This window comes from Actinosynnema sp. ALI-1.44, from assembly GCF_001984155.1.
Classification (GTDB): domain Bacteria; phylum Actinomycetota; class Actinomycetes; order Mycobacteriales; family Pseudonocardiaceae; genus Kibdelosporangium.
The window spans coordinates 917,433-942,004 of sequence record NZ_MTQO01000053.1; the positions used below are offsets into that span (position 1 = coordinate 917,433).

Annotated in this window: 26 protein-coding genes; 18 read left to right on the plus strand and 8 right to left on the minus strand. The window is 69.1% G+C overall.

Annotation, left to right across the window (positions count from 1 at the left end; genetic code table 11):
• Positions 1 to 61 precede the first annotated feature (61 nt).
• Entirely contained in the window at positions 62 to 1,459 is a 1,398-nt protein-coding gene (gene eccD, locus ALI144C_RS46500) for a type VII secretion integral membrane protein EccD (RefSeq protein ID WP_076993596.1), read from the plus strand.
• A complete protein-coding gene (gene mycP, locus ALI144C_RS46505) occupies positions 1,459 to 2,877 on the plus strand; it encodes a type VII secretion-associated serine protease mycosin (RefSeq protein WP_076993597.1) in 1,419 nt (472 codons plus the stop codon). The genes eccD and mycP overlap by 1 nt, the downstream gene beginning before the upstream one ends.
• Positions 2,878 to 2,880: 3 nt before the next feature.
• Here mycP and ALI144C_RS46510 read toward each other — a convergent pair whose 3' ends face one another.
• Positions 2,881 to 3,105, minus strand: coding sequence for a hypothetical protein (locus ALI144C_RS46510; RefSeq protein WP_076993598.1), 225 nt, complete (start codon positions 3,103 to 3,105; stop codon positions 2,881 to 2,883).
• Between the two features lie 118 nt (positions 3,106 to 3,223).
• Here ALI144C_RS46510 and ALI144C_RS46515 point away from each other — a divergent pair, with 118 nt between their 5' ends.
• The 5 genes from ALI144C_RS46515 to ALI144C_RS46535 all read left to right on the plus strand — a co-directional run bounded on the left by ALI144C_RS46515 (position 3,224) and on the right by ALI144C_RS46535 (position 7,798).
• Entirely contained in the window at positions 3,224 to 4,339 is a 1,116-nt protein-coding gene (locus tag ALI144C_RS46515) for a sensor histidine kinase (protein ID WP_076993599.1), read from the plus strand.
• Entirely contained in the window at positions 4,318 to 4,998 is a 681-nt protein-coding gene (locus tag ALI144C_RS46520) for a response regulator transcription factor (RefSeq protein ID WP_076993600.1), read from the plus strand. Before ALI144C_RS46515 ends, ALI144C_RS46520 begins: the two co-directional genes overlap by 22 nt.
• 58 nt (positions 4,999 to 5,056) lie before the next feature.
• A complete protein-coding gene (locus ALI144C_RS46525; protein WP_076993601.1) occupies positions 5,057 to 6,826 on the plus strand; it encodes a type VII secretion-associated protein in 1,770 nt (589 codons plus the stop codon).
• Between the two features lie 280 nt (positions 6,827 to 7,106).
• Entirely contained in the window at positions 7,107 to 7,424 is a 318-nt protein-coding gene (locus ALI144C_RS46530; RefSeq protein WP_083753965.1) for a WXG100 family type VII secretion target, read from the plus strand.
• 80 nt (positions 7,425 to 7,504) lie between these two features.
• Positions 7,505 to 7,798, plus strand: a complete 294-nt coding sequence (locus ALI144C_RS46535; RefSeq protein ID WP_076993603.1) for a WXG100 family type VII secretion target — start codon at positions 7,505 to 7,507, stop codon at positions 7,796 to 7,798.
• Between the two features lie 61 nt (positions 7,799 to 7,859).
• Here the strand turns inward: ALI144C_RS46535 and ALI144C_RS46540 are convergent, their stop codons facing one another.
• A complete protein-coding gene (locus ALI144C_RS46540; protein ID WP_076993604.1) occupies positions 7,860 to 8,732 on the minus strand; it encodes a hypothetical protein in 873 nt (290 codons plus the stop codon).
• Positions 8,733 to 8,962: 230 nt separating this feature from the next.
• On the opposite strand from ALI144C_RS46540, the gene rplM reads away from it, so the two are divergent.
• From rplM to ALI144C_RS46585, 9 genes are all read left to right on the plus strand, one after another.
• Positions 8,963 to 9,406, plus strand: a complete 444-nt coding sequence (gene rplM, locus ALI144C_RS46545) for a 50S ribosomal protein L13 (RefSeq protein ID WP_054295728.1) — start codon at positions 8,963 to 8,965, stop codon at positions 9,404 to 9,406.
• Complete coding sequence (gene rpsI / locus ALI144C_RS46550) at positions 9,403 to 9,978, plus strand: 30S ribosomal protein S9 (protein ID WP_076993605.1); 576 nt, start codon at positions 9,403 to 9,405, stop codon at positions 9,976 to 9,978. The genes rplM and rpsI overlap by 4 nt, the downstream gene beginning before the upstream one ends.
• A 73-nt stretch (positions 9,979 to 10,051) precedes the next feature.
• On the plus strand, positions 10,052 to 11,386 hold the full coding sequence (gene glmM / locus ALI144C_RS46555; protein ID WP_076993606.1) for a phosphoglucosamine mutase: 1,335 nt from the start codon (positions 10,052 to 10,054) through the stop codon (positions 11,384 to 11,386).
• 292 nt (positions 11,387 to 11,678) lie between these two features.
• Positions 11,679 to 12,002 (plus strand): hypothetical protein, encoded by a 324-nt coding sequence (locus ALI144C_RS46560; protein ID WP_076993607.1) that lies wholly within the window; start codon positions 11,679 to 11,681, stop codon positions 12,000 to 12,002.
• A gap of 2 nt (positions 12,003 to 12,004) precedes the next feature.
• A complete protein-coding gene (locus ALI144C_RS46565) occupies positions 12,005 to 14,263 on the plus strand; it encodes a hypothetical protein (protein ID WP_143231272.1) in 2,259 nt (752 codons plus the stop codon).
• A 16-nt stretch (positions 14,264 to 14,279) separates the two neighbouring features.
• Positions 14,280 to 14,822: a hypothetical protein gene (locus ALI144C_RS46570; protein ID WP_076993609.1), complete on the plus strand. Its 543-nt coding sequence runs from the start codon at positions 14,280 to 14,282 to the stop codon at positions 14,820 to 14,822.
• Between the two features lie 20 nt (positions 14,823 to 14,842).
• Positions 14,843 to 15,178, plus strand: a complete 336-nt coding sequence (locus tag ALI144C_RS46575; RefSeq protein WP_076993610.1) for a hypothetical protein — start codon at positions 14,843 to 14,845, stop codon at positions 15,176 to 15,178.
• Positions 15,165 to 16,628 carry a WXG100 family type VII secretion target gene (locus tag ALI144C_RS46580; RefSeq protein WP_076993611.1) on the plus strand — a complete coding sequence of 488 codons (1,464 nt, stop codon included), beginning with the start codon at positions 15,165 to 15,167 and terminating at the stop codon, positions 16,626 to 16,628. The genes ALI144C_RS46575 and ALI144C_RS46580 overlap by 14 nt, the downstream gene beginning before the upstream one ends.
• Positions 16,625 to 16,924 carry a hypothetical protein gene (locus tag ALI144C_RS46585; RefSeq protein WP_076993612.1) on the plus strand — a complete coding sequence of 100 codons (300 nt, stop codon included), beginning with the start codon at positions 16,625 to 16,627 and terminating at the stop codon, positions 16,922 to 16,924. The genes ALI144C_RS46580 and ALI144C_RS46585 overlap by 4 nt, the downstream gene beginning before the upstream one ends.
• On the opposite strand, the gene ALI144C_RS46590 is transcribed toward ALI144C_RS46585, so the two are convergent.
• From ALI144C_RS46590 to ALI144C_RS46600, 3 genes are read right to left on the minus strand one after another with little or no spacing between them, the layout of a single operon-like run.
• A complete protein-coding gene (locus ALI144C_RS46590) occupies positions 16,898 to 17,707 on the minus strand; it encodes a dienelactone hydrolase family protein (protein ID WP_076993613.1) in 810 nt (269 codons plus the stop codon). The genes ALI144C_RS46585 and ALI144C_RS46590 overlap by 27 nt on opposite strands.
• Positions 17,708 to 17,749: 42 nt before the next feature.
• Positions 17,750 to 18,316, minus strand: a complete 567-nt coding sequence (locus ALI144C_RS46595; RefSeq protein WP_076993614.1) for an eCIS core domain-containing protein — start codon at positions 18,314 to 18,316, stop codon at positions 17,750 to 17,752.
• A gap of 4 nt (positions 18,317 to 18,320) precedes the next feature.
• Positions 18,321 to 18,617 carry a hypothetical protein gene (locus ALI144C_RS46600; RefSeq protein ID WP_076993615.1) on the minus strand — a complete coding sequence of 99 codons (297 nt, stop codon included), beginning with the start codon at positions 18,615 to 18,617 and terminating at the stop codon, positions 18,321 to 18,323.
• A gap of 230 nt (positions 18,618 to 18,847) precedes the next feature.
• Here ALI144C_RS46600 and ALI144C_RS46605 point away from each other — a divergent pair, with 230 nt between their 5' ends.
• The gene (locus ALI144C_RS46605; protein ID WP_076993616.1) at positions 18,848 to 20,383 is read left to right on the plus strand and encodes an alkaline phosphatase D family protein; all 1,536 of its coding nucleotides are present in this window, start codon (positions 18,848 to 18,850) and stop codon (positions 20,381 to 20,383) included.
• 93 nt (positions 20,384 to 20,476) lie between these two features.
• Positions 20,477 to 22,390 (plus strand): N-acetylmuramoyl-L-alanine amidase, encoded by a 1,914-nt coding sequence (locus tag ALI144C_RS46610; protein ID WP_076993617.1) that lies wholly within the window; start codon positions 20,477 to 20,479, stop codon positions 22,388 to 22,390.
• Here the strand turns inward: ALI144C_RS46610 and tsaD are convergent.
• The 3 genes from tsaD to tsaB are packed head-to-tail and all read right to left on the minus strand — an operon-like array spanning position 22,387 to position 24,531.
• On the minus strand, positions 22,387 to 23,436 hold the full coding sequence (tsaD, locus tag ALI144C_RS46615) for a tRNA (adenosine(37)-N6)-threonylcarbamoyltransferase complex transferase subunit TsaD (RefSeq protein WP_076993618.1): 1,050 nt from the start codon (positions 23,434 to 23,436) through the stop codon (positions 22,387 to 22,389). The two genes, ALI144C_RS46610 and tsaD, sit on opposite strands and share 4 nt — an antisense overlap.
• Positions 23,429 to 23,896 carry a ribosomal protein S18-alanine N-acetyltransferase gene (gene rimI, locus ALI144C_RS46620; RefSeq protein ID WP_076993619.1) on the minus strand — a complete coding sequence of 156 codons (468 nt, stop codon included), beginning with the start codon at positions 23,894 to 23,896 and terminating at the stop codon, positions 23,429 to 23,431. The genes tsaD and rimI overlap by 8 nt, the downstream gene beginning before the upstream one ends.
• Positions 23,893 to 24,531, minus strand: coding sequence for a tRNA (adenosine(37)-N6)-threonylcarbamoyltransferase complex dimerization subunit type 1 TsaB (gene tsaB, locus ALI144C_RS46625; protein ID WP_076993620.1), 639 nt, complete (start codon positions 24,529 to 24,531; stop codon positions 23,893 to 23,895). The genes rimI and tsaB overlap by 4 nt, the downstream gene beginning before the upstream one ends.
• Between the last annotated feature and the right edge of the window lie 41 nt (positions 24,532 to 24,572).

Consider the following 24,572-nt stretch of genomic DNA (forward strand, 5'->3'; position numbering starts at 1 on the left):
CGGCCAAGTGGGCGACCGCATAGGGTCGGCAAGTTCGCAAGAAGGCTCGAAGGGGGCAGGTGTGGCTACCGGTACGACGGTGTTCAGCAGGGTGACAGTCGTCGCGCCGAGAACGCGCATCGACGTCGCACTTCCCGCTGACGTGTCAGTGGCCGACTTGCTGCCGATGCTGCTGGACATGGCCAAAGAGGCCACTCCGGACGGCGGCGCGCGGCACGGCGGGTGGTGCCTGGCCAAGCTCGGCGACAGCCCGCTCGACCCGAGCAGGACGCTCGGTTCGCTCGGCATCGTCGACGGCGACATGTTGCAGCTGCGCAAGCGCAACGAGAACCCGCCGCCACCGCTGTTCGACGACGTGGTCGACGCGATCGCGGAGTCCAGTCCGGACAGTTTCCGGCCGTGGACCAAGCAGACGGCCAACAGGATCGGCTACGTGGCAGGCGCGCTGGCGTTGGTGCTGGCGGCGGTCGCGGTGTTCGTCGGCGGCCCGTTCGGCGGGGGTTCCCAGCTCGCGGCGGCCGTCGCGGCCGGTGCCACGGCGGTGATCGCGGTCGCCGCGGGTGCCGTGGTGGCGCGTGCCTACCAGGCGACGACGGCCGGTGTGCTGATCGCCGCGGCCGGTGGCCTGCCGATGGCGTTCGTCAGCGGCGTCTACATCGTTCCCGACGGCCTCGGCGCCGCGAACTTCCTGCTCGGCTCGGCGCTGATGGGGATCGTGGCGTCGGCGTCGATCATGTTGATCGGCGCGGGGGTGACCACGTTCGTCGCGGCCGGGACGGCGTCGGTGTTCGGCATCCTGGCGTTCGCGGTCGGCACGCTGATCGACCACCCCGCGCCCGGCATCGCCGCGGGCGCGGCCGCCGCGGCGCTGGCAGGCATCTCGATGCTGCCGAGGCTGACCATCCAGCTGGCGAAGCTGCCGCTGCCGAACGTGCCCGGCAGCGCGGAGGACCTCAAGGAAGACACGGCCATGCCGGACTACCGCTCGATCGAGCGGCGTGCGGGCCTGGCACACGAGTACATGACCGGCATGATCATCGGCAGCGGGATCGTCGCGGCGGTGTCCGCGATGATCAGCGCGACGGCTCCTGGTGTCTGGGGCGTCATCACCGCGGTCGTGGTCACGCTCGTGCTGTTGCTGCGCGGCCGGACGTACGCCAACGGCAGCCAGGCGGTGGCGCTGCTGGCCACCGGCATGCTGTCGGCGGCGGGTGTGCTGATCGGCTGGCTGGTCGTGGCGGACGCGTTCGACCGCCTGCTGTGGGTGTTCGGTGCGCTGCTGCTGATCGGCGCCGCCGCGCTGGTGCTCGGTGTGATCTTCCCCGAGCAGCGGTTCTCGCCACCGCTGCGGCGCGGGGTCGAAGTGTTCGAAGCGATCTGCATCGCCGCCGTGCTGCCACTGGCACTGGCCGTGATGGACCTGTACTCGACGTTGCGGCACCTGAACTTCAAGATCTGATGAAGACGACGACGGTGAAGAAGCTCGCGGCGGTCACGGCTGTGCTGGGCCTGTTGGTCGGTCAACCGGCGTTCGCCCAGCAACAGCAGGACCAGTCGGCATCGGGCGCCGAGCCGCCGAAGGTCGACGTCAGCCGTCCGGTGGTGACGGACACGAAGGCGCCGCCGACGAACATCGAGTACGCGAAGGCGACCGGCTGCATCGGCAGCCTCAACCAGGGTGTCGTGCTGCCCAACAAGCCCTGGGGGCAGCAGCAGTTGCGCATCGAGGAGGCGCAGACCTTCGCGACCGGCAAGGGCCAGATGGTCGCGGTGATCGACACCGGTGTGCGCGACCACAAGTACCTCAAGGACCGCGTGGTCGCGGGAGCCGACTACGTCAGCAAGACCGCCAACCCGACCGAGGACTGCGACGGGCACGGCACCGAGGTCGCGGGGATCATCGCGGCGAAGAGCCCGGACCTGACCAAGGTCGGCTTCACCGGCGTCGCGCCGGACGCGAAGATCCTGGCGATCCGCCAGTCCAGCGAGAACTACAAGGGCAAACCGCAGCCGACGGCGGAGAAGCCCGATCCGCAGGAACAGCCTGCCGGTGACCTCAAGACGCTGGCGCAGGCGGTCGTCAACGCGGCGAACACCAAAGAGGTCACCGTGATCAACATGTCGGTGGACAACTGCAGGGAAGCCAAGTACGGCATCTCCGAGCCGGAGCGGGACCTGCAGCGGGCACTGCGGTACGCGGTCGACCAGAACAAGGTGGTCGTGGCGTCCGCGGGCAACCTCGGTCCTGTTTGCACGGACGCGAAGAACGGCCCGGACCCCAAGAAACCCACGCACATCGTCACGCCGCCGTGGTTCGCCGACGACGTGCTGTCGGTGGCGGCGGTGAACGAGAAGGGCAACCTGGCAGCGTTCAGCGTGCAGGGGCCGTGGGTGAGCGTGGCCGCGCCGGGCACGGACATCATCTCGCTCGACCCGGCCGGTGACCTCGCCAACCGCACGATCCAGGGCGGCAAGCCGGTCCCGATCCAGGGCACCAGCTTCGCCGCGCCGTACGTCGCCGGGCTCGCCGCACTGGTCAGGGAACGGTTCCCCGACCTGACCGCACGCCAGGTGATGAACCGGATCAAGATGACCGCACAGCACCCGGCGGCGCCGGGCGGCCGGGACAACCTGGTCGGCTACGGGATGATCAACCCGGTCGCGGCGCTGACCGCGATGGTCCCGCCGGAGTTCGGCATCCCGGCCGACAAGGCGGAGAACCTCCCCGCCGGGATGCCGCCGTTCCGCTCGAAGGACTGGAGCGCGATGTCCGTCGCCTTGATCGGCGCCGGTGGTGGCGTGGTCCTGTTGCTGCTGACGCTGTTCATCATGCACGCGATCCGGCGCAACAAACCCGGCCAGGACGCGGACGCGTGACCCTCAGCCGGACCGGTGGGCGGCGATCGCCATCGCCGCCCCGACGGCGGCGACCGCCAGGTTGGCGTACAGCTCGTATCCGGTGAGGAACCCGATGTTGGGTATCACCCAGCGGTTCACCGAGTTCAGGACGAACCCGAAGAACGGCTGGTAGAACAAGTGGTCGATGGTCCCGCTGATCCCGATGAGCAGCAGGAGCACCCCCACCGCCGCGATGGCCTTGCGCATGGTCGTCAAAGCTACGAAAGCGGCCGTGACCAGCGGATCGGCCGGAGGAACCGGCTCGCTGCGACCAAAGTATCAACTTCGCGGGCCACACCGGATCCGCGCGTACAGTCCATGGATCATGAGGAGTCGCCGCAGCGTCCGTGACTGGTTGGTGGACACCACCTTGTTCCTGTTCGCGGCGTTGCTGGGCGTGCTCGCGGCCAACGACAGGTTCAACGGCAGCGTGCCGATGCCGAACCCGTCGTGGCTCTTCCAGGTCGACCAGGTCCTCGGCCTGCTGGCCTGTTGCACGGTCTGGATCCGCAAACGCTGGCCGGTCGAGGTCGCCGTGGCGCTGCTCGTGGTTGGCACGTTCTCCGAACTGACCGGGGGCGGCATGCTCGTTGCGCTGTTCACCGTCGCCGTGCACCGGCCGCCGAAGGTCTCACTGCTGGTGTTCGCGTTGAGCCTGGCATCGACCACCGCGTTCATCTACATCCGTCCGGATACCGGCGACACACAGACAGTTCTGATCCTTGCGCTCACGATCCAGGGCATCGTGCAGGCATGGGGTCTGGTCGTGTACCACCGGCGCCAGCTGATCATCTCGCTGAAGGACCGCGCTGACCGGGCCGAGACCGAGGCGCAGTTGCGCGCGCACCAGGTCAGGGAGGAGATCGCGCGGGAGATGCACGACGTGCTCGGCCACCGGCTGTCGCTGCTGAGCGTGCACGCGGGAGCGCTCGAGTACAACCCGGCCGCGCCCAGCGACGACATCGCCAGAGCGGCCAAGGTGATCAGGGAAAGCGCGCACCAGGCGTTGCAGGACCTCCGCGAGGTCATCGGCGTGCTCAGGGCCCCGGTCGGCGAGCTGCCCCAGCCGACGATGGCGGACGTGGCGACACTGGTGACCGAGTCCCGCCGGGCCGGGATGAACGTGCGGCTGCGCCAGGAACTCACCGGGACCGTGCCGGAGCTGCTCGGCCGGACCAGCTACCGCATTGTCCAAGAAGGACTGACCAACGCCAGGAAACACGCGCCGGGCGCGGACGTCCACGTGGTGCTGACCGGCGAGCCCGCGGACGGCCTGACGGTCGAGGTGGTCAACACCCTCCCCGCGCCGGTCACCGAGAACACCGGCGGCCAGGGCCTCAAGGGCCTCGGCGAACGCGTCGCACTGGCCGACGGCCGCTTCGAACACGGCCCGACCACCGAAGGATGGCGCCTGAGGGCATGGCTACCGTGGCCCGCGTGACTACCTCGGTCCTGATCGTCGACGACGATCCCCTTGTCCGCGCGGGTCTGGTCATGATGCTCGGCGGTGCGCCCGACATCACGGTCGTCGCCGAGGCGAAGGACGGCACCGAGGTGGTGCCGTTGGTCGACCGGCACCAGCCGGACGTCGTCCTGATGGACATCCGGATGCCCGCGATGGACGGCCTGTCGGCCACCGAGATCCTGCGGTCCCGCCCCGCGGCCCCCGAGGTGATCATCCTGACCACGTTCGACGCCGACGTCCACGTGCTGCGGGCGTTGCGGGCGGGCGCGGCGGGCTTCCTGCTCAAGGACACCCCACCAGGCGAGATCGTCGACGCCGTCCGCCGGGTGGCGCAGGGCAGTCCCGTGCTGTCGCCCGCGGTGACCAGGCGGCTGATCGACCGCGTCGCCGAGACGGATCACGACAGGCGCCGGGGCGACGCCCGTGACCGGCTCGACGAACTGTCCGAACGGGAACGCGAGGTCGCCGTCGCGGTCGGCCACGGCAAGTCCAACGCCGAGATCGCCTCGTCGCTCTACCTCAGCGTGCCGACGGTCAAGACCCACGTGTCGAGCGTGCTGACCAAGCTGGACCTGAACAACCGCGTCCAGATCGCCTTGCTGGTGCACGACGCCGGGCTACTCGACAGCCAGTGACCTGACGAACCCCCTACGATTCGAACGGGCTTCGAGTTGCTCGGGGGTGAACGGGGAGATGACGCTGCGCGTCGCCGTGGACTTCGGGACGTCCAGCACGTGTGTCGCCGTGTCCGTGAACGGCCGTGAACCGCAGGTCGTCGCGGTGGACGGGCGGCCGGTGCTGTCCTCGGCCGTGTACGCCTCGCCTGACGGCAGGCTGTTCGTCGGGCTGGAGGCGGAACGCCAGGCCGCGGTCGACCCGTCCCGGTACGAACCCAATCCCAAGCGCCGCGTCGACGAACCGGAACTTCTGCTCGGCAACAGGGTGGTCCCGGTCGTCGAAGCCATCCGGGCCGTGCTCACCCGTGCCGTGGACGAGGCACGCCGGTTCGCGGGCGGCGCACCCGTCGCCCAGTTGGTGCTGACGCACCCGGCGGACTGGGGCGGGATCCGCACCCGGGTGCTCCGGCAGGCCGCCAACGGCCTGTCCGAGCGGATTTCCCTTGTCCCGGAACCGGTCGCGGCCGCGGTGTTCCACGCGGACACCTTCGACGGGCGCGCCGAGGTGATCGCCGTGCTGGACATCGGCGGCGGCACGGTCGACGTCAGCGTGGTCGGCCGGACGCGTGGACCCGGGCACGAGTTCCGGGTGCTGGCCACGAAAGGCGACCCGTCGTTCGGCGGCGCGGACGTCGATCAGGCGCTGCTGCAACACGTCGGGCGGATGATCGCCGGGACGGATCCGGACGGGTGGCGGTCGCTGATCGAAGGGCGTGAGCTGGCCGACCGCAGGCGCAGGCGGGTCGTCTCGCAGGATGTCCAGGGTGCGAAGGAAACCCTGTCCCGGCACACCTACACCGATGTGCCGATGCCGGTTCCGTTCGCCGACGCGCACGTGACCAGGCAGGACCTGGAGCAGCTCGTCGCGGCGCCGCTCGGCCGCGCGGTCGAGCTGGTCGCCGCCGCGGTCCGTGAGGCCGGTGTCCGCGCCGACCAGGTCTTCCTCGTCGGTGGGTCGAGCCGGATCCCGATGGTGGCGCGGCTGGTGCACGAGCGGATCGGGATCGTGCCGACCACGCTCGACCAGCCGGAGACGGTGGTCGCCCGCGGCGCGCTGAAGGCCGTTCCCGGCGAGATCCGCCGCGGTCCGGTCCAGAACAGTCCCGTTCAGAGCGGCCAGGACCGGACTGTGCCGGTCCGGACGAGCGCCCTGCCGTCCTTGCCCCGGTCCCAACCGGCGCCACCCCCGCTGCCCCCGGTGCGGCAGTTCGTTCCGCCGCCCATGCCCGCCCCGGTCAAGAGCCGGGCGAAACCGTGGATCATCGGCGGTGTCGCGGCGGTCGTGGTCGCCGCCGTGGTGGTCGTGCTCGTGCTGAGCACCGGCGGCGGTTCGCCGACGGCCGAGCAGCCGCCCGGCCGGACGATCGCCCAGTTCGACTACACCTTCACGATGCCGCAGGACTGGAAGCAGGTCGCGTCGGACACCACCTACCGCGAGGTCAGGGTGAAGCCGTCGGACGCGGAACAGGGACTGGACACGATCATCGTCCAGGAGCTGGCGCTGGCCTTCGACCCCTCGGTCGACAGGGAACGGGCCGTCGGCGGGCTGCGGGAGAAGTACCGGCAGTCGACGAACCTGCGGCTGTCGGACCTGAACGAGAACGGCCGGTTCGCCGACCGGGACGTCGTCTCCTACCGGCAGCAGGTGGACAACGCGACTGTGGAGTGGTTCGTGCTGTTCGACAAACGCGCGCAGGTCAGCGTCGGCTGCGAGTACACGCAGAGCGGCCGTGACCGGGTGATGGCCGCCTGTGATCGTGTTGTACGCACGATGACCGTCAACTGACTCCGTTCCCCTATCGGGTGACGGAGACGGCGACATTTCACAAGAGCAAATCGTCCAGGCCCGCGCCAGGCCCAATCGGCATACAAGCAGGTCAGGATGGGTTTTCTGGCATTCGCATTCGCACTGATAAACCCCGGTTCCCGGTAGTGGCGTTTACTAGAGCAACGACCTCGAAACTTCTGCGGACAGCATGGAACCGGAGCTGGCAGGGTCTGCGTCGGAAGGGTTGTACGAACAAAGAACGTACAAACCAGGACTTCGATGAAGGGGGCATCTCCCAATGCCGAACAGCTCCTTTGAGATTACGCCGGACATGCTGGCCAAGGCCCAGCAGGACACCTCGAACGTCCGCGAGCAGTCGGCCGGCCACATCCAGCAGCTGCGCAACAACCTCGCCCAGCTCGAGGGTGCCTGGGTCGGCGACGCGGCCACCGCGTTCCACTCGCTCGTCGGCCGGTTCAACCAGGCCGCCGACAAGGTGCTGGCCGACCTGCAGACGATCAGCGAGAGCCTCGGTACGGCGGCGAAGGCCTACGGCCACCGCGAGGAAGAGAGCAAGTCGACCTTCACCAAGGCCGAGGGCAACTTCTCCTTCTGATCCGGATCTCGGACGAGCCTTTCTTTCGACACCGAACTTTCGTTTACTGAGCCAGACTTTCGCTTTGGGAGGAACTTCAAATGTCAGACGGTCGCATTAAGGTCGAATTCGCCGCGGTCGAGGCCGCGGGTGCCCAGATCGACGGCACTGCCAAGAAGATGGACGGGGAGCTCGACACTCTCCGTAGCCAGCTCGCCCCGCTGCGTGACGCCTACAGCGGTGCCGCCAAGGAAGCGTGGGACGCGGTGCAGACCAGCTGGGACAACGCGCAGAACGAGCTGAACCAGGTGTTGGCCCAGATCGGTGCGGCGACCAAGCAGGCCGCGCAGGACTACCAGGAGACCGAGTCCGGCGTGACCAAGCTCTGGGGCTGAGCGAAAAACCGCCAGAACAGCGCAGGGACCCCGGGAATCCGGGGTCCTTTTCGCGCGTCCGTCATTTCTGGATGCTGCCCATCCGGTTCCAGAACTGGGTCTTCGCCTCATTGCCCGCAGGCAGGGCGGTGACCTGGTCCGGCCGTGGCGCCGCCGGGAAATCGGCCGGGGTGGCCGGTCCCTTGGCGTCGTAGCCGATCTCGAGCTGGACCTTGCTCTTCTCGCCGTGCACCTCGCCCTTGACCTCGGCCTTGAGCAGAGTGCGGTCGCTGTTGAGCACGATGTTCACCGCGACCAGCCGGTTCATCATCGCCGGTTCGATCAACGCGACGACGTCGGCCGGGAAGTTGATCACCTGATTGTCGACGACTGTCTTCAGCGTGATCTCGGTGCGCAGCTCGGTTCTGCCGTCGGGCAGCCGCATGCCGGTCGTGTTCCGGCCGGGCGGCGAGGCCTTGTCGGTCGCGCCGAGAGCGGCGACGATTTTGCAGAGCGTCTGCAGGCCCACGATCGCGCAGTCGAGGTCCGTCCCGGACGCCGACATCGACACCCACTCGGTCGGCGCGATCGAGGTGTACGCCTTGCCGAGGCGGACGTACTCGAGCGGGTCACCCGACGGGTGGTAGATGTCGTAGTCGTACCCGGGCGGCGTCTTCGACCGGCTCTTCGTGAGCAGCGCTGGTGGCGTGCCCCGCATGGCGACGTCGACGTCCGAGCCGCTCTTGCGCTCGTTGACCGCAGCGTAGAAGAAGATCGTCCCGCGGAAGTCCCTGGTCTCGTCGACGTACTTCTCGATCGCTCTGACGCTCGTCGAGTAGACGTCCGCGGCCGCCTGCCTGGCGGCCTCCGGATTTGGCGTCGGCACACCTGTGACGGACTGCCCGCACCCCGCCGTCAGCAGCAGGGTCACGAGTGCCAGTGCGGTTGCGCGCATCACGTCCCCCTGGAGTGAAGTCCCAGATCGGGAGGCTATCGCAGGCCCGGTGACGGCGTTGCGCGGCGGTGAAGAGGGGGGCGTTTTGACCCTCGGGGAAGCAACCAGGTATCTTCTATCGTTGTTGTGCGGCGCGGCGTGTGACTAGCGCGCCCTAGGTGGGTCCGACCTGCCGTGGGTCCGGCCCCGCACAGGTACCCAGACGCAAGTTTTGACGATGAGGTAGACCCGTGCCCACGTACAGCCCGAAGCCCGGCGAGGTGGCCCGCGCCTGGCACGTGATCGATGCCGAGGACGTGGTGCTCGGCCGCCTTGCCACGCAGGTCGCAACCCTTCTGCGGGGCAAGCACAAGCCGACCTACGCCCCGCATGTGGACACTGGTGACTTCGTCGTCATCGTGAACGCCGAGAAGGTTGTCCTCACCGGCAGCAAGCGGGATCAGGCTTTCGCCTACCGGCACAGCGGTTACCCCGGCGGACTCACCAAGAAGTCCTTCGGCGAACTGCTGGACACCCGCCCCGACCGGCTCCTGGAGAAGGTCGTCAAGGGCATGCTGCCGAAGAACAAGCTCGGCCGTGCCCAGGGCAAGAAGCTCAAGGTCTACGCCGGCCCTGAGCACCCGCACACGGCGCAGCAGCCGACGCCCTTCGAGATCACCAAGGTTGCCCAGTGAGTGAAGAGAACCTGACCACCGAGACCCCCGAGGTCGACGCCGTCGCCGAGGCTCCCGAGGCCACTGACGCCGTCGAGACCGTCGAGGAGACCCCTGAGGTCACCGCCGAGGCCCCTGTGGAGGACACTGCCGAGGCAGGCGAGGACGCTCCGGCTTCGGCCCCGGTCGTGCGCGTTCCGGCCCCTGGCGAGGTCGCTCAGACCGTCGGTCGCCGCAAGGAGGCCGTGGTCCGCGTCCGCCTGACCCCCGGCTCCGGCCAGTTCCGGCTGAACGGCAAGTCCCTCGAGGAGTACTTCCCGAACAAGGTGCACCAGCAGCTCATCCGTGAGCCACTGGTGATCCTGGACAAGCCCGAGCTGTTCGACGTGCGCGCCAACCTCAAGGGCGGCGGCATCACCGGCCAGGCCGGTGCGCTGCGTCTCGCGATCGCCCGCGCGCTGATCGAGATCGACGCCGAGGACCGCCCGGCGCTGAAGAAGGCCGGCTTCCTGACCCGTGACCCGCGGGTGAAGGAGCGCAAGAAGTACGGTCTGAAGAAGGCCCGCAAGGCGCCTCAGTACAGCAAGCGCTGACACATCTCAGCCCGCGAACGGGAGCAGCAGGTTTTTTCTGCTGCTCCCGTTCTGCTACTCCAGGGAGGTTTCATTGAGCCGGTTGTTCGGCACCGACGGCGTGCGCGGGCTTGCGAACGTCGACCTGACACCGGAACTGGCGATGGCGGTGTCCGCTTCGGCGGCCCGTGTGCTGGCTGAACACGACCGCTCGCACCGCCCGGTCGCGGTGGTCGGGCGTGACCCCCGTGCCAGTGGCGAGATGCTGCAGGCCGCGGTGGCCGCGGGCCTGGCGTCCGCGGGCGCGGACGTGATGCAGGTGGACGTGGTGCCGACGCCCGGCGTGGCGTACCTCGTCGACAACCTCAGCGCCGACCTCGGCGTGATGATCTCCGCGTCGCACAACCCGATGCCGGACAACGGCATCAAGCTGTTCGCGGCGCACGGCCACAAACTGCCCGACGACGTCGAGGACGAGATCGAAGCCGGGATCGACGCGGCCCCGCAGCGCCCGACCGGCGCGGGCGTCGGCCGGATCTACACGATCCCGGACGCACTCGACCGCTACATCGCACACCTCCTCGAGGCGGCGCCGCAGCGGCTGGACGGCCTGAAAGTCGTGGTGGACTGCGCCAACGGCGCCGCATGGGCGGCTGCTCCGCGCGCCTACCGCGAGGCGGGCGCCGAGGTGATCGCGATCCACGCGCTGCCGGACGGCGAGAACATCAACGACCAGTGTGGTTCGACACACATCGAGTCGCTCCGCGAAGCCGTCCTGGCCGAGGGCGCGGACATGGGCATCGCGCACGACGGCGACGCCGACCGTTGCCTCGCCGTCGACGCACAGGGCAACTTGGTGGACGGCGACCAGATCATGGCCGTCCTCGCGCTTGCCATGAAGGACCGCGGCGAGCTCGTGGAGAACACGCTGGTCGCCACAGTCATGAGCAACCTCGGGCTGCACCTCGCGATGCGCGACGCCGGTGTGACGATCCGCACCACGGCCGTCGGCGACCGCTACGTTCTCGAGGAGCTGCGCAACGGCGGCTACTCGCTGGGTGGCGAGCAGTCCGGCCACGTCCTGCTGCCGAGCCACGCGACCACGGGCGACGGCCTGCTCACCGCGATGGGCGTGATGGCCAGGGTGGCAGCGACCGGACGGCCGCTGGCCGAGCTCGCCGGTGTGATGCAGCGCCTGCCGCAGGTGCTGGTGAACGTGAAGGTCACGGACAAGGCCGCGGTCGCCAAGGCGTCGTCGGTCAACGACGCCGTGGCCGCGGTCGAGGCCGAACTCGGTGAGACCGGCCGTGTCCTGCTGCGCCCGTCGGGCACCGAACAACTCGTCCGGGTGATGGTCGAGGCCACGAGCGAGGCCGCGGCCGAGGCGGCGGCGAACCGGTTGGCCGGAGTGGTCTCCGCAGTCTCCTGAACGACCGTTCCGCAGGGCCGGCAGCAGCCGCCACCTCCGGGCTGGTTTGCAACCAATGTGGCCTTCGTTGCGGAAAACGCAACGAAGGCCACATTGGTTGCACAGGAATCTTTCTTCCACGGCTTCTCGTTCCTCCGCGAGGCGGCCCGCCACCGGGCTGGCGACAATCCGGCCGTTCACCCGCCGCGCCCATGGTGAGCTGGGTACATTCCTTACCGGACGAGTAAACCGATGGCACCGATCGCGCGTCGCGTGCGTCGAAGTCGAGCAAGCCAGATGAAGGGGGGACCCCATGGCAGGGAAGACCGAGATCAAGCCCGATGAGGTACGGGCCGTTGCCGCGGACATCGAGGCGATGGGGGCGGCTTTCGACGAAGTGGTGAAGTTCGTCAACGCGAACGTGCTCAAGGCTGAACACTTCGGGCACGTCGCCGGCGTCTCGGAGAAGGCAGGCGGGGGTTACACGACCGCGGTGGGAGCGTTCGCGGGTGGACTCACCAAGGCTGCCGGGTTCATCAAGGGAGTCGGGGCGACCCTGAAGGCGTCGGCCGACCAGCACGGTGGAACCGAGTCGGCCAACAAGCAGAACCTCGCGAACACCGACGGGGGTGCGTGACCGTGAGCGACGCGCTCGCAGGACCAATCCGGACTTCGATGGTCGAGCCATTGGGAGATGGCAGGGACACGTCCGACGCGCAGCTCGGCAAGGCACAGTGGTTCGTCACCTTCATGAGCGGCGAGATGGGCGGACTCTACAACATCTGGTGCGGCAACCCGTGCGCCGCGCCCGACCTGCAGTACCAGTCCGGCAACCAGGTCCGGGCGATGATGGCGGAAGGTGCCCCGGAGACCACCGTCCTCAAGGAACTCGCGGGCATCAACTGGGGCATGATCTGGGACGCCAAGGGCCGGTTCGAGAGCCTGGCGAAGGTGGGCGCGGCGGCGGGGCAGAGCCTGACCAACGGTGTCAACGGGATCCACTCCGCGTGGCCGGACAAGGCAGGCGCCAAGGCCGCGGACAAGTTCAACGAGCTGGCCCGGCCGATCCGCGACTTCGGCGGCGTGACCGACGCGATCGCGAAGGCGGCTGCCGGTCTGTGGAACACCAGCAGGCAGCCGGTGATCGACATCGGCAACCTCCAGCAGGCGAACATCACCAATATGGTGAACAAGTACCAGGGTCTCGACTTCAACCAGAAGCGGACCCTCGTCATGTACCTCGACCGGGCGCGGATGTACGGTCGCGACTGGTCAGGCACCAACGACGTCGACGACGACGGCTCCGGCACAGGTGAGATCACGCCCGGGTCGCTGCGCAGCACCCCTGGCCTGATCGACATCAACGAGGGCCACGCCAGCGAGATCTACGCCGACTCGTTCATCCGGGAGATGGACACGTTCGGCTACTACTACCGCAACGCCATGACCTCGTACCGGCAGCTACTGGAGGCCGCGTACAAAGCGGTCAGCGAGGGGCTGAACACGTTCGCCCAGGCGATGCGGACCGCCAACACGACCATGTTCGACACCCTGCAGGCCCCCGGGACGGGCGGCGGGGGCAAGGACGACACCGGCGGTGGTGGCAAGAAGGACGACACGGGCGGTGGTGGCAAGAAGGACACCGGCGGTGGCGGCTTCAAGGGCGGCCCCGGGGACACCGGCGGCGGGTACCAGCCGCCGCCACTGCCCAAGCCCGAGACGGAGATGCCGCCCACCCAGACCGATCCGTCCGCGGTGGACCCGGCCAAGGACTCGACGGCGACCGACCCGAACGCGACCGATCCAACCAAGGATGTGCCCGGGACCGGTGTGGACGGCGGTGCGGGCAAGCCGACCGGCGGCGAGACTGTCACCATCGACGAGGGCGGCCGCAAGATCTCGGTCACCAGCCCGGACAGCAGCGGCCACGTCCAGGTGACCGTCGACGACGGCACCGGCCAGCCAAAGACGTACGACCTCGATTTCGGCCAGAGCCAGCCGGGCGCGGCGACACCGGGCGCACCCGGTGCGGGAACGCCGGGCCAGCAGGGTTCCACCCCCCTCGGTCCGGACGGCCAACCGGTGCAGACCCTGCCCGCACCCGCGGGCGGCGACCCGGCCGAAACGCTCAAGCCGGGGCCGGACGGCAAGATCGTCATGCACGACGGCGACGTCACGATCACCGCGGAGCACCCGCCGGGCCAGCCGGACCAGGTCAAGCTGACGGTCGACGACGGCACCGGCGAACCGACCACCTACGTGCTCGACTACAGCGACAAGACGGGCGGCGCGCAGACCCTCCAGGCCGAACCGGTTTCCGCCAACCTGGACGGGTCGCAGAACATCGCGGATCGGCAGCCCGCGCAGGCCCAGGGATTCGCCGGCGGGGGTTCGGACGGCTCGGCCGTGCCCGCGGGTTCCGGCGCTGGGGTGTCCGCCGCGACCGCCGAGGCTTCCGCTTCGGCCGCGCCGTCCAGCGGTGCGCAGGAGCCACTGCAGTCGGTTCCGGGCTCGGATCAACCGGTCCAGACGACCAGTACCCAGGCGGTGGCGTCCGACTTCGGAGGCGGTGGCGGTGGCGGCTTCGCCGACTCGGCGTGGTCCACTCAGGGCGACCTGCTGTCCGGTGACGACGGCAGCCAGGTCGCGCCCGCGGCCGGTGAGGCCGGACTCGCCACCATCTCCGACGACGGGGCGCAGCAGCCGCACCCGGCGCAGGTGAACGGTGCCGGGATGGGCGGCGGAATGCCGATGGGTGGCATGGGCGCCGGTGGCGCAGGCGGAGGCGACACCGAGCGCAGCGGCGGCCAGTGGTCGGTGGCGGGTGACCTGTTCGCCGAGGACGAGCTCAGCGAGCCTGCCAGGATCGCTGGCGTGCTCGACGACGACGCGCGCTGATTGAGGAGAACCGCGAGTGTTCGACCACGACTACGAGAGCCCTGATGCGCAGGCCGTCCGAATCCGATTCGAGGAGATCGAAGCGGCGTACCGCGCTGACCACGACCGGCTGCTGTCCGACGATGACCAGCGGGGCAAGGAACTCGCGGAGATCGAAGCCAAGCACGCCGAGGCGGAGGAAGCCGCGCAGAAGGTCATCGCTGAGCGGGAGGGGCGGAGTGCGCCCACTGAGGAACCGTCGCCGTGGACGGCTCCGCAGAAGGAAACCGTGATGTCCTTCGGCGACTTCGACGAGGAGCAGTCGAAGGCCGACGTGTGGTCGACACCGACCCCGCCGATGGGTTTCCCGCCGCCGCCACCGATCCCCGAACCGGTGCCGGAACCGGAGGCCTTCCGCACGTCGGCGCCGGAAGCGGTGCTGTCGTTCGGCGGCTACGACGAGGAAGAGGAAGCCGCGCCGGTTCGGCAGACGCCGCAACCGCCGCAGGCGTCGGGCAGGCGCAGAGCCAGGGACGAAGACGAGGACGATGACATGTCCGGGCAGAGCTGGCTGCGCTGAAATGGTTGTGGGGGCGAGAAATGACAGGGCGCAACGACAAGCTTGAGGTCAACAAGGAGCTTGTCACCGCGATCAGCAAGGAGATGACCGAGTTCGGCACCGCGTTGACGACCGCGCGGGCGTACGCGCACGCCGACAACGGGCTGACCGCGGACAAGTTCGGCACGATCGCGGCGCGTACCGGCGTCGGCCAGACCTACACGCAGCTGCGCGAGACGCTGCGCGGCATCCTCGACAAGGCATCGCCCACAGTGGACGCTCTTGCCGAGGCGATGGCCAAGGCACACGAGAAGACCGTCGAGGCGGACGCCGAGGCGGCGGCGCGGTTCAGGAGGGCGGGCAATGACCTCCGATGACATCACCGCCCCGCTGAAGCCGGTCAACAGCAAGGACATCGACTCGACCACGGAGCTGCTCGACACGTTCAAGTGGTTCAAGGAGAACCTGTCCACGAGGCCCGGCCGGTTCGGCGAGCTGTACCAGCGCTGGAACGGCCACCCCGCCAGCAGGATGGGCGCGAGCGGGTGGTCCGCGCGGCCGTGGAACCCGGAAGACGACCGGATGATCGACGATCTCGGCGGGATCGACTTCGGGCCGATGCTCGGCGACGTCGAGCGGTTCGGCAACCTGCGGGTCGCGGGCGACGAGATGCGTGGCACGGCCGATTCGATCCGCAACCGCCTGACCGACGCGTGGTCGGGCCCCGCGGCCGAGGCGGCGTTGGACAAGCTCGACGCGCTGGGCAAGGCGTCGGTGACGTTCCGGGACACGCTCAACCAGTTCGCCGCGGCCCTGGACGCGGCGAGGACGACGACGAAGGACGCGGTCACCGACCTGAAGACCGCGATCGGCGGCCAGATCAAGCCGTTCGACCTGCCGGGCGGGGTGGATCTGCGCCGCCAGCAGGTCGACCGGATCGACACCGCGATGGCGGGCGGTCCGCCGTTCGGCCGTCCGTTCGTGCTCGCCGAACTCCGTCAACCGTCCACTGTGGATCTCAACAGCGGCGGCATCGGGCAGTGGTGGAGCAACGAGACGATCAACGCGCTCGATGCCCTGTGCGACAACTACTTCAACGCGATCGGCCCGTTGCGCAGGATCGTCGGTGAGACCACGACGGCGATCGCCAACTCGTGGTCGGCGCTGAACGAGGCGCTCAAACGGATCCAGGCGACCGCCGACCTCGACCCGTTCGGCAAGATCGCGCCCGCACCGGGCAAGACGTCGCCGCAGATCGGAATCCACGCCCAGTCCGCGGACCGCGTCGGTGTCACGGTGGACGGCAAGCGCTACGAGATGGACCTGAGCCGTTCCGAACCCACCGCGCCACCGGTTGCGCAACCGTCACCCGCGGCCAACGCCGTGGGCGGCGGACCCGGCGGCACCGGCGCGTCAGGCGGTGGTGGTGGCGGAGGCGGTAGCCACAAAGCCGCCGGTGGCGGTGGTGGCGGTGGTGGGGGAGGTGGCGGCGGCCCCGCCGGTACAGGCGCGGCCGAGACGCCCGCTCCCGCCCCAGGTGCGATGGCGGGCGTGCAGATGCCCGCGAACGCGGCCCCGGCGGCAGCGCCGCCCGCAGCGGGCCCGCCTGCTGGTGCGGCTCCCGGTGGCGCGCCGGGCGGCATGCCCATGGGTGGCATGCCGATGGGTGGCATGGGCGCCGGTGGCGGCCAGGGTGGTGACACCGAACGCCAGAGCAAGTGGCGTACCCAGGGCGATCTGTTCGACGACGCCGTGGACCTGGCCGTGCCGATGGTGATCGGTGACGACGACCCGTACGGTCCCTTCGGCCCGAAGGGGAAGAAGTGATCGACGAATCCGACCCGGCCGTCGTCGCCATGCGCGCCCAGTTCGCCGAGATCTCCGCACGGCACAAGGCAGGCGTGGCCCAGTCCGTCGCGGAGTACCAGCAGGGCGAAGCGGCCAACAAGGCATACCAGGACGAAGTGGCGCGCCGGGAGGCCGAGCAGGCGGCCGCGGTGAAGCCACCGGAGCCGGAGGCGAAGAACCCGTGGCTGTCGCGCCGGAACGCGCCGAACCGGCCGGAGCCCGAAGACGGAGACGAGACCGGTTACTACTCAAACACCTGGATGCAGAAGCGGTGACTCCTGGATCCTGGCGCCCTTGAAGTCGTTGTCCAGCAAGTCGTCGTAGGCGTCCGTACCAGTCAGGTGCTTGAGGAAGAACGCGGTCAGCATCGCGCGGGAGGTTCGCTGGGTCCTGCGTTCGCCCTTGCCCGGCAACAGCAGTTGGCTCCAGTGCCGTCCTTCGGTGAACCCGAGGTGCCCGGCTTTGGGCAGCTCACGCACCTGCACCGGCCCCGCCCACGCCTTGGCGATCAGGTCGGCGTTGCCGACAGCGGGGGCGACCAGGTCGTTCTCGGCGGTCAGGTGCAGTCCTGGCATCCGGCACGAGCGTGCGGCCTCGACAGCGGACGGTCGCGCCTCGGCCGCCGCCAGCGTCGCGACGGCACAGACCCGGGAGTCCTCGGCCGCGGCCAGCACCGCGCTCCCGCCGCCGAAGCAGTGCCCGGCCAGCCCCAGCCGATCGGGTGAAACCGTGACCTGGCCGTCGCCGAGCCGCACGTTGACGCACGTCTGGAGGGCGGTCCGGAGGTCGGCGGCGAACAGCCGGTGCGACCCGAGCGGGCCGACGTGCGTGTTCGGCGCGACCACGACGATGCCGTGGGTGGCCAGGTGACGCAGGAGACCGTGGTAGCGCAACGCGGGCTGCAGCCAGCCGTGTCCGAACGCGACGGCCGGCAGACCGTGCCCTGACCTGGGCGTGAACAGCACTCCGGGCTGCCCGACCAGGCCGAGGTCACCCCGCAGTACCGAGTGCGGACCGGGAAGTGCCAGCTCGTAGGCCAGCTGCTTGGCGCGTGCCATGAGGCGACGTTATCCGATGGCCGCCGGGCTCACCCGGTCACCTCACGGTTGCGAAGACCGCTCGGCGGTCAGGCGCTCGGCGGTCGCATGTGCCGCGCGCTCGTCGTGGTCGTGCGGATCGCTCACGGCCAGACCAGGGGAGACCGCCGTACCCGCGACAGGTCCGGCGGACTGCTGCAACGTGTGCGTCACCTCGTGCGCGAGCGTCTGGTAACCCTCGGTGGATTCGGGGTTGTAGGCGCCCGTGTTGAAGAAGACGTCGTTGCCCGTGGTGAAGGCCCGTGCACCGAGCTGGTTGGACAGGCTCGCCGCGGTGGCGTCCGTGTGCAGACGGACGTCGCCGAGCGACTGCCCGAGCCCGCTCTCCATCTGGGTACGGACCTGCGCGGGCAGCGGACTGCCCCCACCGAGTTGCCCCCGGATGCGGTCGGCGACGTCATCGCCGGGAAGTCCGCGGGACTCACCCTCGATGAGCCGGGCGACCATCTGATTCCCGCCCGCGAGAACGGCGTTTGCGGAATCGTCCTTGACGGCGGCTGTCTCGGTGGAGACTTGTGCCCGCTGCCGCGCGCTGCCAGCCTCCTCGGCGCGGATACGGTCAGGCTCCATGAATTCAGGTTAGGCGCCTCGGTGACCATTTCATACGGATGGCGACGACGAAGACCCTCTGGTCCTGCCTGCGCTGGTAAACGGTGACAACGAACGTGCCCGCCTTGGCGCCCCTTCGGGCTAGGAAGTCCTCGGCGCACGCCCTCGTGTAGGTGGTCAGCCAGGCCACCTTGTGCTCGGGTCGCTGGCTGAAACACCATCCCTGGTCTTCGACGGTCTCGGTGTACTCGAGGATCCGGTGGGACTTCGAAATCTCCCGGCGGTACTCGATCTCATGGGTGTAGTTCCAAAACTTCGTCACGGTCGACGGATGATCGCGGTGCGAATCACTGGCTACGATTCGTACGGAATGCCTTCCGGGCAACAGGAATAGCGAAATCCGGCCGGTTCGCCGCAGCCGTGCTGCGGACTTCCCGGGACGCGGCGCCCCGCGAGTGCGAACGTTCATTTCGACATAACCCGGTTTTGGGGTGCGCGTCGTGCGCCGGGGTGAGGGTGGCTCCCGGTGTAGATCCCGAACTGGGAGGTACTGTGTCCGTCCCCACCACACCCTCACGTCGTTCCGTCCTGCTCGGCGGTGCCGCCGCGTTGGGCATCACGGCGCTGGGCACCACGCAGGCGAGCGCGTCCGCCGACCGGCTCGCCGACCCGTTCACGCTGGGCATCGCGTCCGGCGACCCCGATCACCACAGTGTCGTGCTGTGGACCCGGTTGGCGCAGAACCCCCTGGCTGACAACGGCCTTGGCGGAATGCCGGATCGGCCGTACCTCGTCGAGTGGGAGATCGCCACCGACGAGCGGTTCCGGCGGACTGTCCGGCGTGGTGTCGAGCTGGCCCGGCCGCAGTCGGCGCACAGCGTGCACGTGGAGGTCGACGGGCTGCGGCCCGGCTCGGAGTACTTCTACCGTTTCCGTACGCAGGGCCACGTCTCCGAAGCCGGGCGGACGAGGACCGCGCCCGCACCGGGCACTCTGCGCACCGACCTGACGATGTGCTTCGCGTCCTGCAGCCATTTCGGCGCCGGGCACTTCACGGCGTACAAGCGGCTTGCCGAGGACGAGCCCGGCCTGATCCTGCACCTCGGTGACTACCAGTACGAGTACGCGGCGGGCGCCAACGACGTCCGCAAGGTCCTCGGCCCGGAGACCCGGACGCTGGAGAACTACCGACTGCGACACGCGCAGTACAAGACCGACCCGGATCTCCAGCTCGCGCACGCGACCGCGCCCTGGCTGACGGTCTGGGACGATCATGAGACGGAGAACAACTGGGCGGACGAGGTCCCGGAGCAGCCGGACCCCGATTTCCTCGCCCGGCGCAAGAACGCTTTCCAGGCGTACTACGAGAACATGCCGTTGCGTCGCACCGCCCGCCCTCGTGGCATCGACATGCGGCTCTACCGCCGTATCCAGTGGGGCGCACTGATCAACTTCCACATGCTCGACACCCGCCAGTACCGCGATGACCAGGCGTGTGGCGACGGCGTCAAGGCGAACTGCGACGCGCGGCTGGAGCCGACCCGGTCCATCACCGGGGAGGAGCAGGAGCGGTGGCTGCTCGACGGCCTCCGGCGCTCCCGTGCGCGCTGGGACGTCCTCGGCCAGCAGGTGTTCTTCTCGCAGATCGACCTCACGCCCGGCGCCGCGCAGGGTTACAACATGGACGCATGGGACGGCTACAAGGCCAACCGCGACCGGGTCGCCGAAGGGCTCGGCCGGACTCGCAACGGTGTTGTGCTGACCGGTGACGTGCACCGGCACTGGGCCGCTGAGATCAAGTCCGACTACACCGACCCGACCTCGCGGGGACTGGGCACGGAGTTCGTCACGACGTCGATCACGAGCGGCGGCGACGGCAACGACGACCCGAACGCCGGTGTGCTGGCCGAGAACCCGCACGTCAAGTTCCACAAGAACCGGCGCGGGTACATCCGGACGAAGTTCACCGCCGACGAGTTGCGGGCGGATTACCGGATCCTGCCGTACGTCCGCCAGGCGGGAGCCGAAGCGTCGACCGCCGCCAGCTTCGTGGTCGCCGACCGTGACCCCAGCCTGCACCGGGCGTAATTCAGACACGAACTAGGCCTATTGGACGCAAGTTATTGACGAGCAGGACGTGGGGCCCCAGAGTAGGCGAGACCTCGTCAACAGGAGAACGCCATGCGTCCTGCTCTCATCCTGGCCACGGTCACCGGGCTGGTTCTCGGCGTGACCACGGCCAGTGCCGACCCCGCCGACCAGGTGCGGCAGCGTGACTTCAGCGCGGCCGCCGCCGAGTTCGGCGTACCGGAAAGCGTACTGCTCGGTGTGTCCTATTTGGAGTCCAAGTGGGACACCAACGCCGGGACGCCGAGCACCAGCGCCGGTTACGGCCCAATGCACCTCACCGACGTGCGTACCGCGAACCCCAGTGGCGGCACACACCACGACGACGGCACCGAAGACCCGCGCGGTGACGACTCGCGGTCGCCGCTCAAACCCGAGCCAGCGCCGCCGGTCGAACCGGTTCCGCAACTGATGACGGTCGACCAGGCGGCCGCGTTGACCGGTACGCCCACCGAGGACCTGCGGAGCAACGCCAAGCAGAACATCCGCGGTGGCGCCGCCCTGCTTGCGCAGTACCAGAAGGAAATCGGCGTCACCAGCGACAACCCCGCGGACTGGTACGGCGCGGTCGCCCGCTACGGCGGCGCCGGTGACACAGGCGCGGCGGCGACGTTCGCCGACGAGGTGTTCGCGACCATCAACACCGGAGCCGACCGCGTCACCGACGACGGCCAGCACGTCCGGCTCGCCGCGACCCCGGTCCAGCCCGCCAAGGGCCAGCTCGACCGCCTCGGCCTCCGGAAGTCCACTTCGGACAACACGGAATGCCCGCGCAGCCTTGCCTGCGAGTGGATCCCGGCACCGTACGAGGAGTACGTGGACAGCAAGGGCAAGTTGACGTACGGCAACCACGACAAGGGCAACCGACCGGAGTCGCAGGACATCAGGTACATCGTCATCCACGACACCGAAGGCCGGTGGGACGGTGTGCTCAACATGGTCCGCGACCCGAAGTACGTGAGCTGGCAGTACACCCTGCGGTCAGCCGACGGGCACGTCGCCCAGCACGTGAAGCACAAGGACGTGGCCTGGCAGGCGGGCAACTGGTACGTCAACTCCAAGTCGATCGGCCTGGAACACGAGGGCTTCGCCGCGCTCGGCACCTGGTACACCGAGGCGATGTACCGCTCGTCCGCGAAGCTCGTGCGCTACCTGGCGGCGAAGTACCGGATCCCGTTGGACCGCGCGCACATCATCGGCCACGACAACGTCCCCGGCACGATCCCGGACACCGTGAAGGGCATGCACTGGGACCCGGGCCCCTACTGGGACTGGTCGCACTACTTCGACCTGCTCGGCGCGCCGCTGCGGCCCATGGGAAACCTCGGCCTCGTCACGATCAGGCCTGACTTCGACAAGAACAAGCCCGCGTTCGTCGGCTGCGTGAAGCCCGGGGAGCCGTGCACGCCGCGTGGATCCACCTCGGTCATCCTGCACACGCAACCGGACGCGAACTCGCCGCTGCTCAAGGATCCCGGTCTCAGGCCGGACGGATCACCCGGCACGATGCAGATCTCCGACCACAGCAGCCGCGTCGAGACGGGCCAGCAGTTCGCGGTCGCCGACGTCCGCGGCGACTGGACCGCGATCTGGTACCTGGGCCAGAAGGGCTGGTTCCACAACCCGCGCAAGGCGCCGACCGCCCTGGGGACCGGCGGGCTCGTGGTCACGCCGAAGAAGGGCAAGACCACGGTCCCGGTGTACGGCAGGGCGTATCCGGAAGCCTCGGCGTACCCGGCGAACATCCCTGTGCAGGGCGTCGTCCCGTTGCAGTACACGTTCTCCGCGGGCGAGCGGTATTCCGTCGGCCAGGCGTTGACGTCCGAGTACTACTGGGCCAGCACTTTCGACTCGTCGAACCACACCGTGGTCCGCGGCAGGACGAAGTACGTGCAGATCCAGTTCGGGCACCGGATCATGTTCGTCAAGGCGGAGGACGTCGACGTGAAGCCGTCGTTCCTGCGCTAGACGTGCACCACGTCGACGGGCAGCCCAGGATCCGTCGGCAGCTCGAGAGATGACGGACGGACACCGGCAGCGACGACATGAGCGCCCACAGCGGCGATCATGGCGCCGTTGTCGGTGCACAGCCGGGGCCGGGGCACCCGCAACTCGATCCCGGCCTGCTCGCACCGCTCACGGGCCAGTTCGGAAAGCCGTGAGTTCGCCGCCACGCCACCGGAGATCACGAGCGTGCCGATGCCGAGCTCCTTGGCCGCCCTGACCGCCTTCGCCGTCAGCACGTCAGCCACGGACTCCTGGAACGACGCGCAGACGTCCTCCACGGGAATCGGCTTGCCTTCGGCCTCGCGGGCTTCGACCCAGCGGGCGACCGCGGTTTTCAAGCCGGAGAACGAGAAGTCGAACCTGGGGTCACGCGGGCCGGTCAGGCCGCGCGGGAACTTGATCGCATTCGGGTCGCCCTGCTTGGCGGCCTTGTCGATCGGCGGGCCGCCGGGGTAGGGCAGGCCGATGATCCTGGCGACCTTGTCGTAGGCCTCACCGGCGGCGTCGTCGATCGTCGACCCGATCTCGGTGATCTTGCCTGCCAGGTCCTCGACCTTCAGCAGTTGCGTGTGCCCGCCGGAAACCAGCAGCGCCAGGCACTCCGACGGCAACGGTCCGTGCTGCAGGGTGTCCGCGGCGACGTGCCCGGCGAGGTGGTTCACGCCGTACAGCGGCACATCCAACGCGGCGGCGTACGCCTTCGCGGCGGACACACCGACGAGCAGCGCACCGGCGAGCCCGGGACCGCACGTGACCGCGATCGCGTCCACGTTGGACAACGAGAGGCCCGACTCGTCCAGCGCCCGTTCCATGGTCGGCACCATGGCTTCCAGGTGCGCCCGGCTGGCCACCTCCGGCACCACCCCGCCGAACCGGGCGTGCTGGTCCACACTGGACGCCACCTGGTCGGCGAGCAGGGTCATGCCGCCGTCTTCGGCGAGCCGGACGATCCCCACGCCGGTCTCGTCGCAGGAGCTCTCGATGCCGAGAACTATCTTGTCACTCACTGGATCTCCCCGGCCTGGCCATGGTGTACGCGTCGGCGCCGGACGGCTGGTAGTACCGCCTGCGCAGACCGATCTGCTGGAAGCCGTGTGCCTTGTAGAGCCTGATCGCGGGCACGTTGTCGGTTCGCACCTCGAGGAACACCGGGGCTTGCGCCTCGTCGGCGTGGTCGAGCAGGTCCCGCAACAGCGCCTTGCCGATCCCCTTGCCCTGGTGGTCGGGGTCGACCCCGATGGTGTGGATCTCGCCCTCGTAGTTGCCCGGCGTGCCGAGCATGGCGATCCCCGCGTAACCGACGAGACCGCCCGGCTCGGCGTGCGCGCCGACGTAGTGGTTGCCGGTCTCCAGCTCGAACTGGAAGGCCTGCACGCTCCACGGGTCCTCCCCGGGGAACAGCACCTTCTCCAGCTCCGCGCAGCGGGACAGGTCCTCGCCGCGCAGCGGTTCGAGACGGACAGTCACGCCCGGCTCACCCGCTTGCGGGCGCCGGGTTCGACCGCGTCCGGCCTGCGCAGGTACAGCGGGGTCAAGGGCGGCGGCGTCCGGCCGAACAGCGGCGCGGCGGCCATGACCAGCCCGTTCGGCGTCGGCGACGCGGCTTCGACAGCCCGCCGCAGCAGCTCGGCGCCCACCACGAGGTCGGCTTCCACGTCCTCCAGGTCGGCGGGTTTGCGCACGTCAGGCCCCTCGACGCGGCGGCCGTCGTGGTAGCGCGCCCAGTACGCCTCCTTGCGGCGGGCGTCGGTGACCACGAGCAGGTGGCGGACTTCGGGGAAGTCGGCGGCGATGGCGTCGAGCGTGGACACCGGGTACACCGGCTTGCCGAGCGCCTGGCCGAGGGCGGCGGCGGTGACCATGCCCGCGCGCAGTCCCGTGAACGGTCCGGGCCCCGACCCGCACACGACGGCGTCGAGGTCGGCGAAGTCCAGCCCGGCCTCGGCGAGCGCCTCCTTGCTGTGCGGGGTCAGCAGCTCGCCGTGCGCTCGGGCGTCGACCGTGACCCGGCTGGCCAGTGTGCGGGCCGTGCCTTCGTGATCGAGGTCGACGACGCCGGCGGTGACCGCCGGGGTGGCGGTGTCAAGGGCGAGAACGAGCACTGACCAAGAGTACGCAGTCTGGACTTGACGCCGATGTCAAG

What these genes read in the sequence shown, in the direction of transcription:
- ALI144C_RS46590 (WP_076993613.1), bottom strand. Translation starts at nt 17,707, where the DNA reads ATGGCACGCGCCAAGCAGCTGGCCTACGAGCTGGCACTTCCCGGTCCG.
- ALI144C_RS46580 (WP_076993611.1), top strand. Translation starts at nt 15,165, where the DNA reads ATGACCTCCGATGACATCACCGCCCCGCTGAAGCCGGTCAACAGCAAG.
- ALI144C_RS46525 (WP_076993601.1), top strand. Translation starts at nt 5,057, where the DNA reads ATGACGCTGCGCGTCGCCGTGGACTTCGGGACGTCCAGCACGTGTGTC.
- ALI144C_RS46560 (WP_076993607.1), top strand. Translation starts at nt 11,679, where the DNA reads ATGGCAGGGAAGACCGAGATCAAGCCCGATGAGGTACGGGCCGTTGCC.
- mycP (WP_076993597.1), top strand. Translation starts at nt 1,459, where the DNA reads ATGAAGACGACGACGGTGAAGAAGCTCGCGGCGGTCACGGCTGTGCTG.
- ALI144C_RS46520 (WP_076993600.1), top strand. Translation starts at nt 4,318, where the DNA reads ATGGCTACCGTGGCCCGCGTGACTACCTCGGTCCTGATCGTCGACGAC.
- ALI144C_RS46510 (WP_076993598.1), bottom strand. Translation starts at nt 3,105, where the DNA reads ATGCGCAAGGCCATCGCGGCGGTGGGGGTGCTCCTGCTGCTCATCGGG.
- ALI144C_RS46540 (WP_076993604.1), bottom strand. Translation starts at nt 8,732, where the DNA reads ATGCGCGCAACCGCACTGGCACTCGTGACCCTGCTGCTGACGGCGGGG.
- ALI144C_RS46595 (WP_076993614.1), bottom strand. Translation starts at nt 18,316, where the DNA reads ATGGAGCCTGACCGTATCCGCGCCGAGGAGGCTGGCAGCGCGCGGCAG.
- ALI144C_RS46530 (WP_083753965.1), top strand. Translation starts at nt 7,107, where the DNA reads ATGCCGAACAGCTCCTTTGAGATTACGCCGGACATGCTGGCCAAGGCC.
- ALI144C_RS46610 (WP_076993617.1), top strand. Translation starts at nt 20,477, where the DNA reads ATGCGTCCTGCTCTCATCCTGGCCACGGTCACCGGGCTGGTTCTCGGC.
- ALI144C_RS46515 (WP_076993599.1), top strand. Translation starts at nt 3,224, where the DNA reads ATGAGGAGTCGCCGCAGCGTCCGTGACTGGTTGGTGGACACCACCTTG.
- ALI144C_RS46535 (WP_076993603.1), top strand. Translation starts at nt 7,505, where the DNA reads ATGTCAGACGGTCGCATTAAGGTCGAATTCGCCGCGGTCGAGGCCGCG.
- ALI144C_RS46575 (WP_076993610.1), top strand. Translation starts at nt 14,843, where the DNA reads ATGACAGGGCGCAACGACAAGCTTGAGGTCAACAAGGAGCTTGTCACC.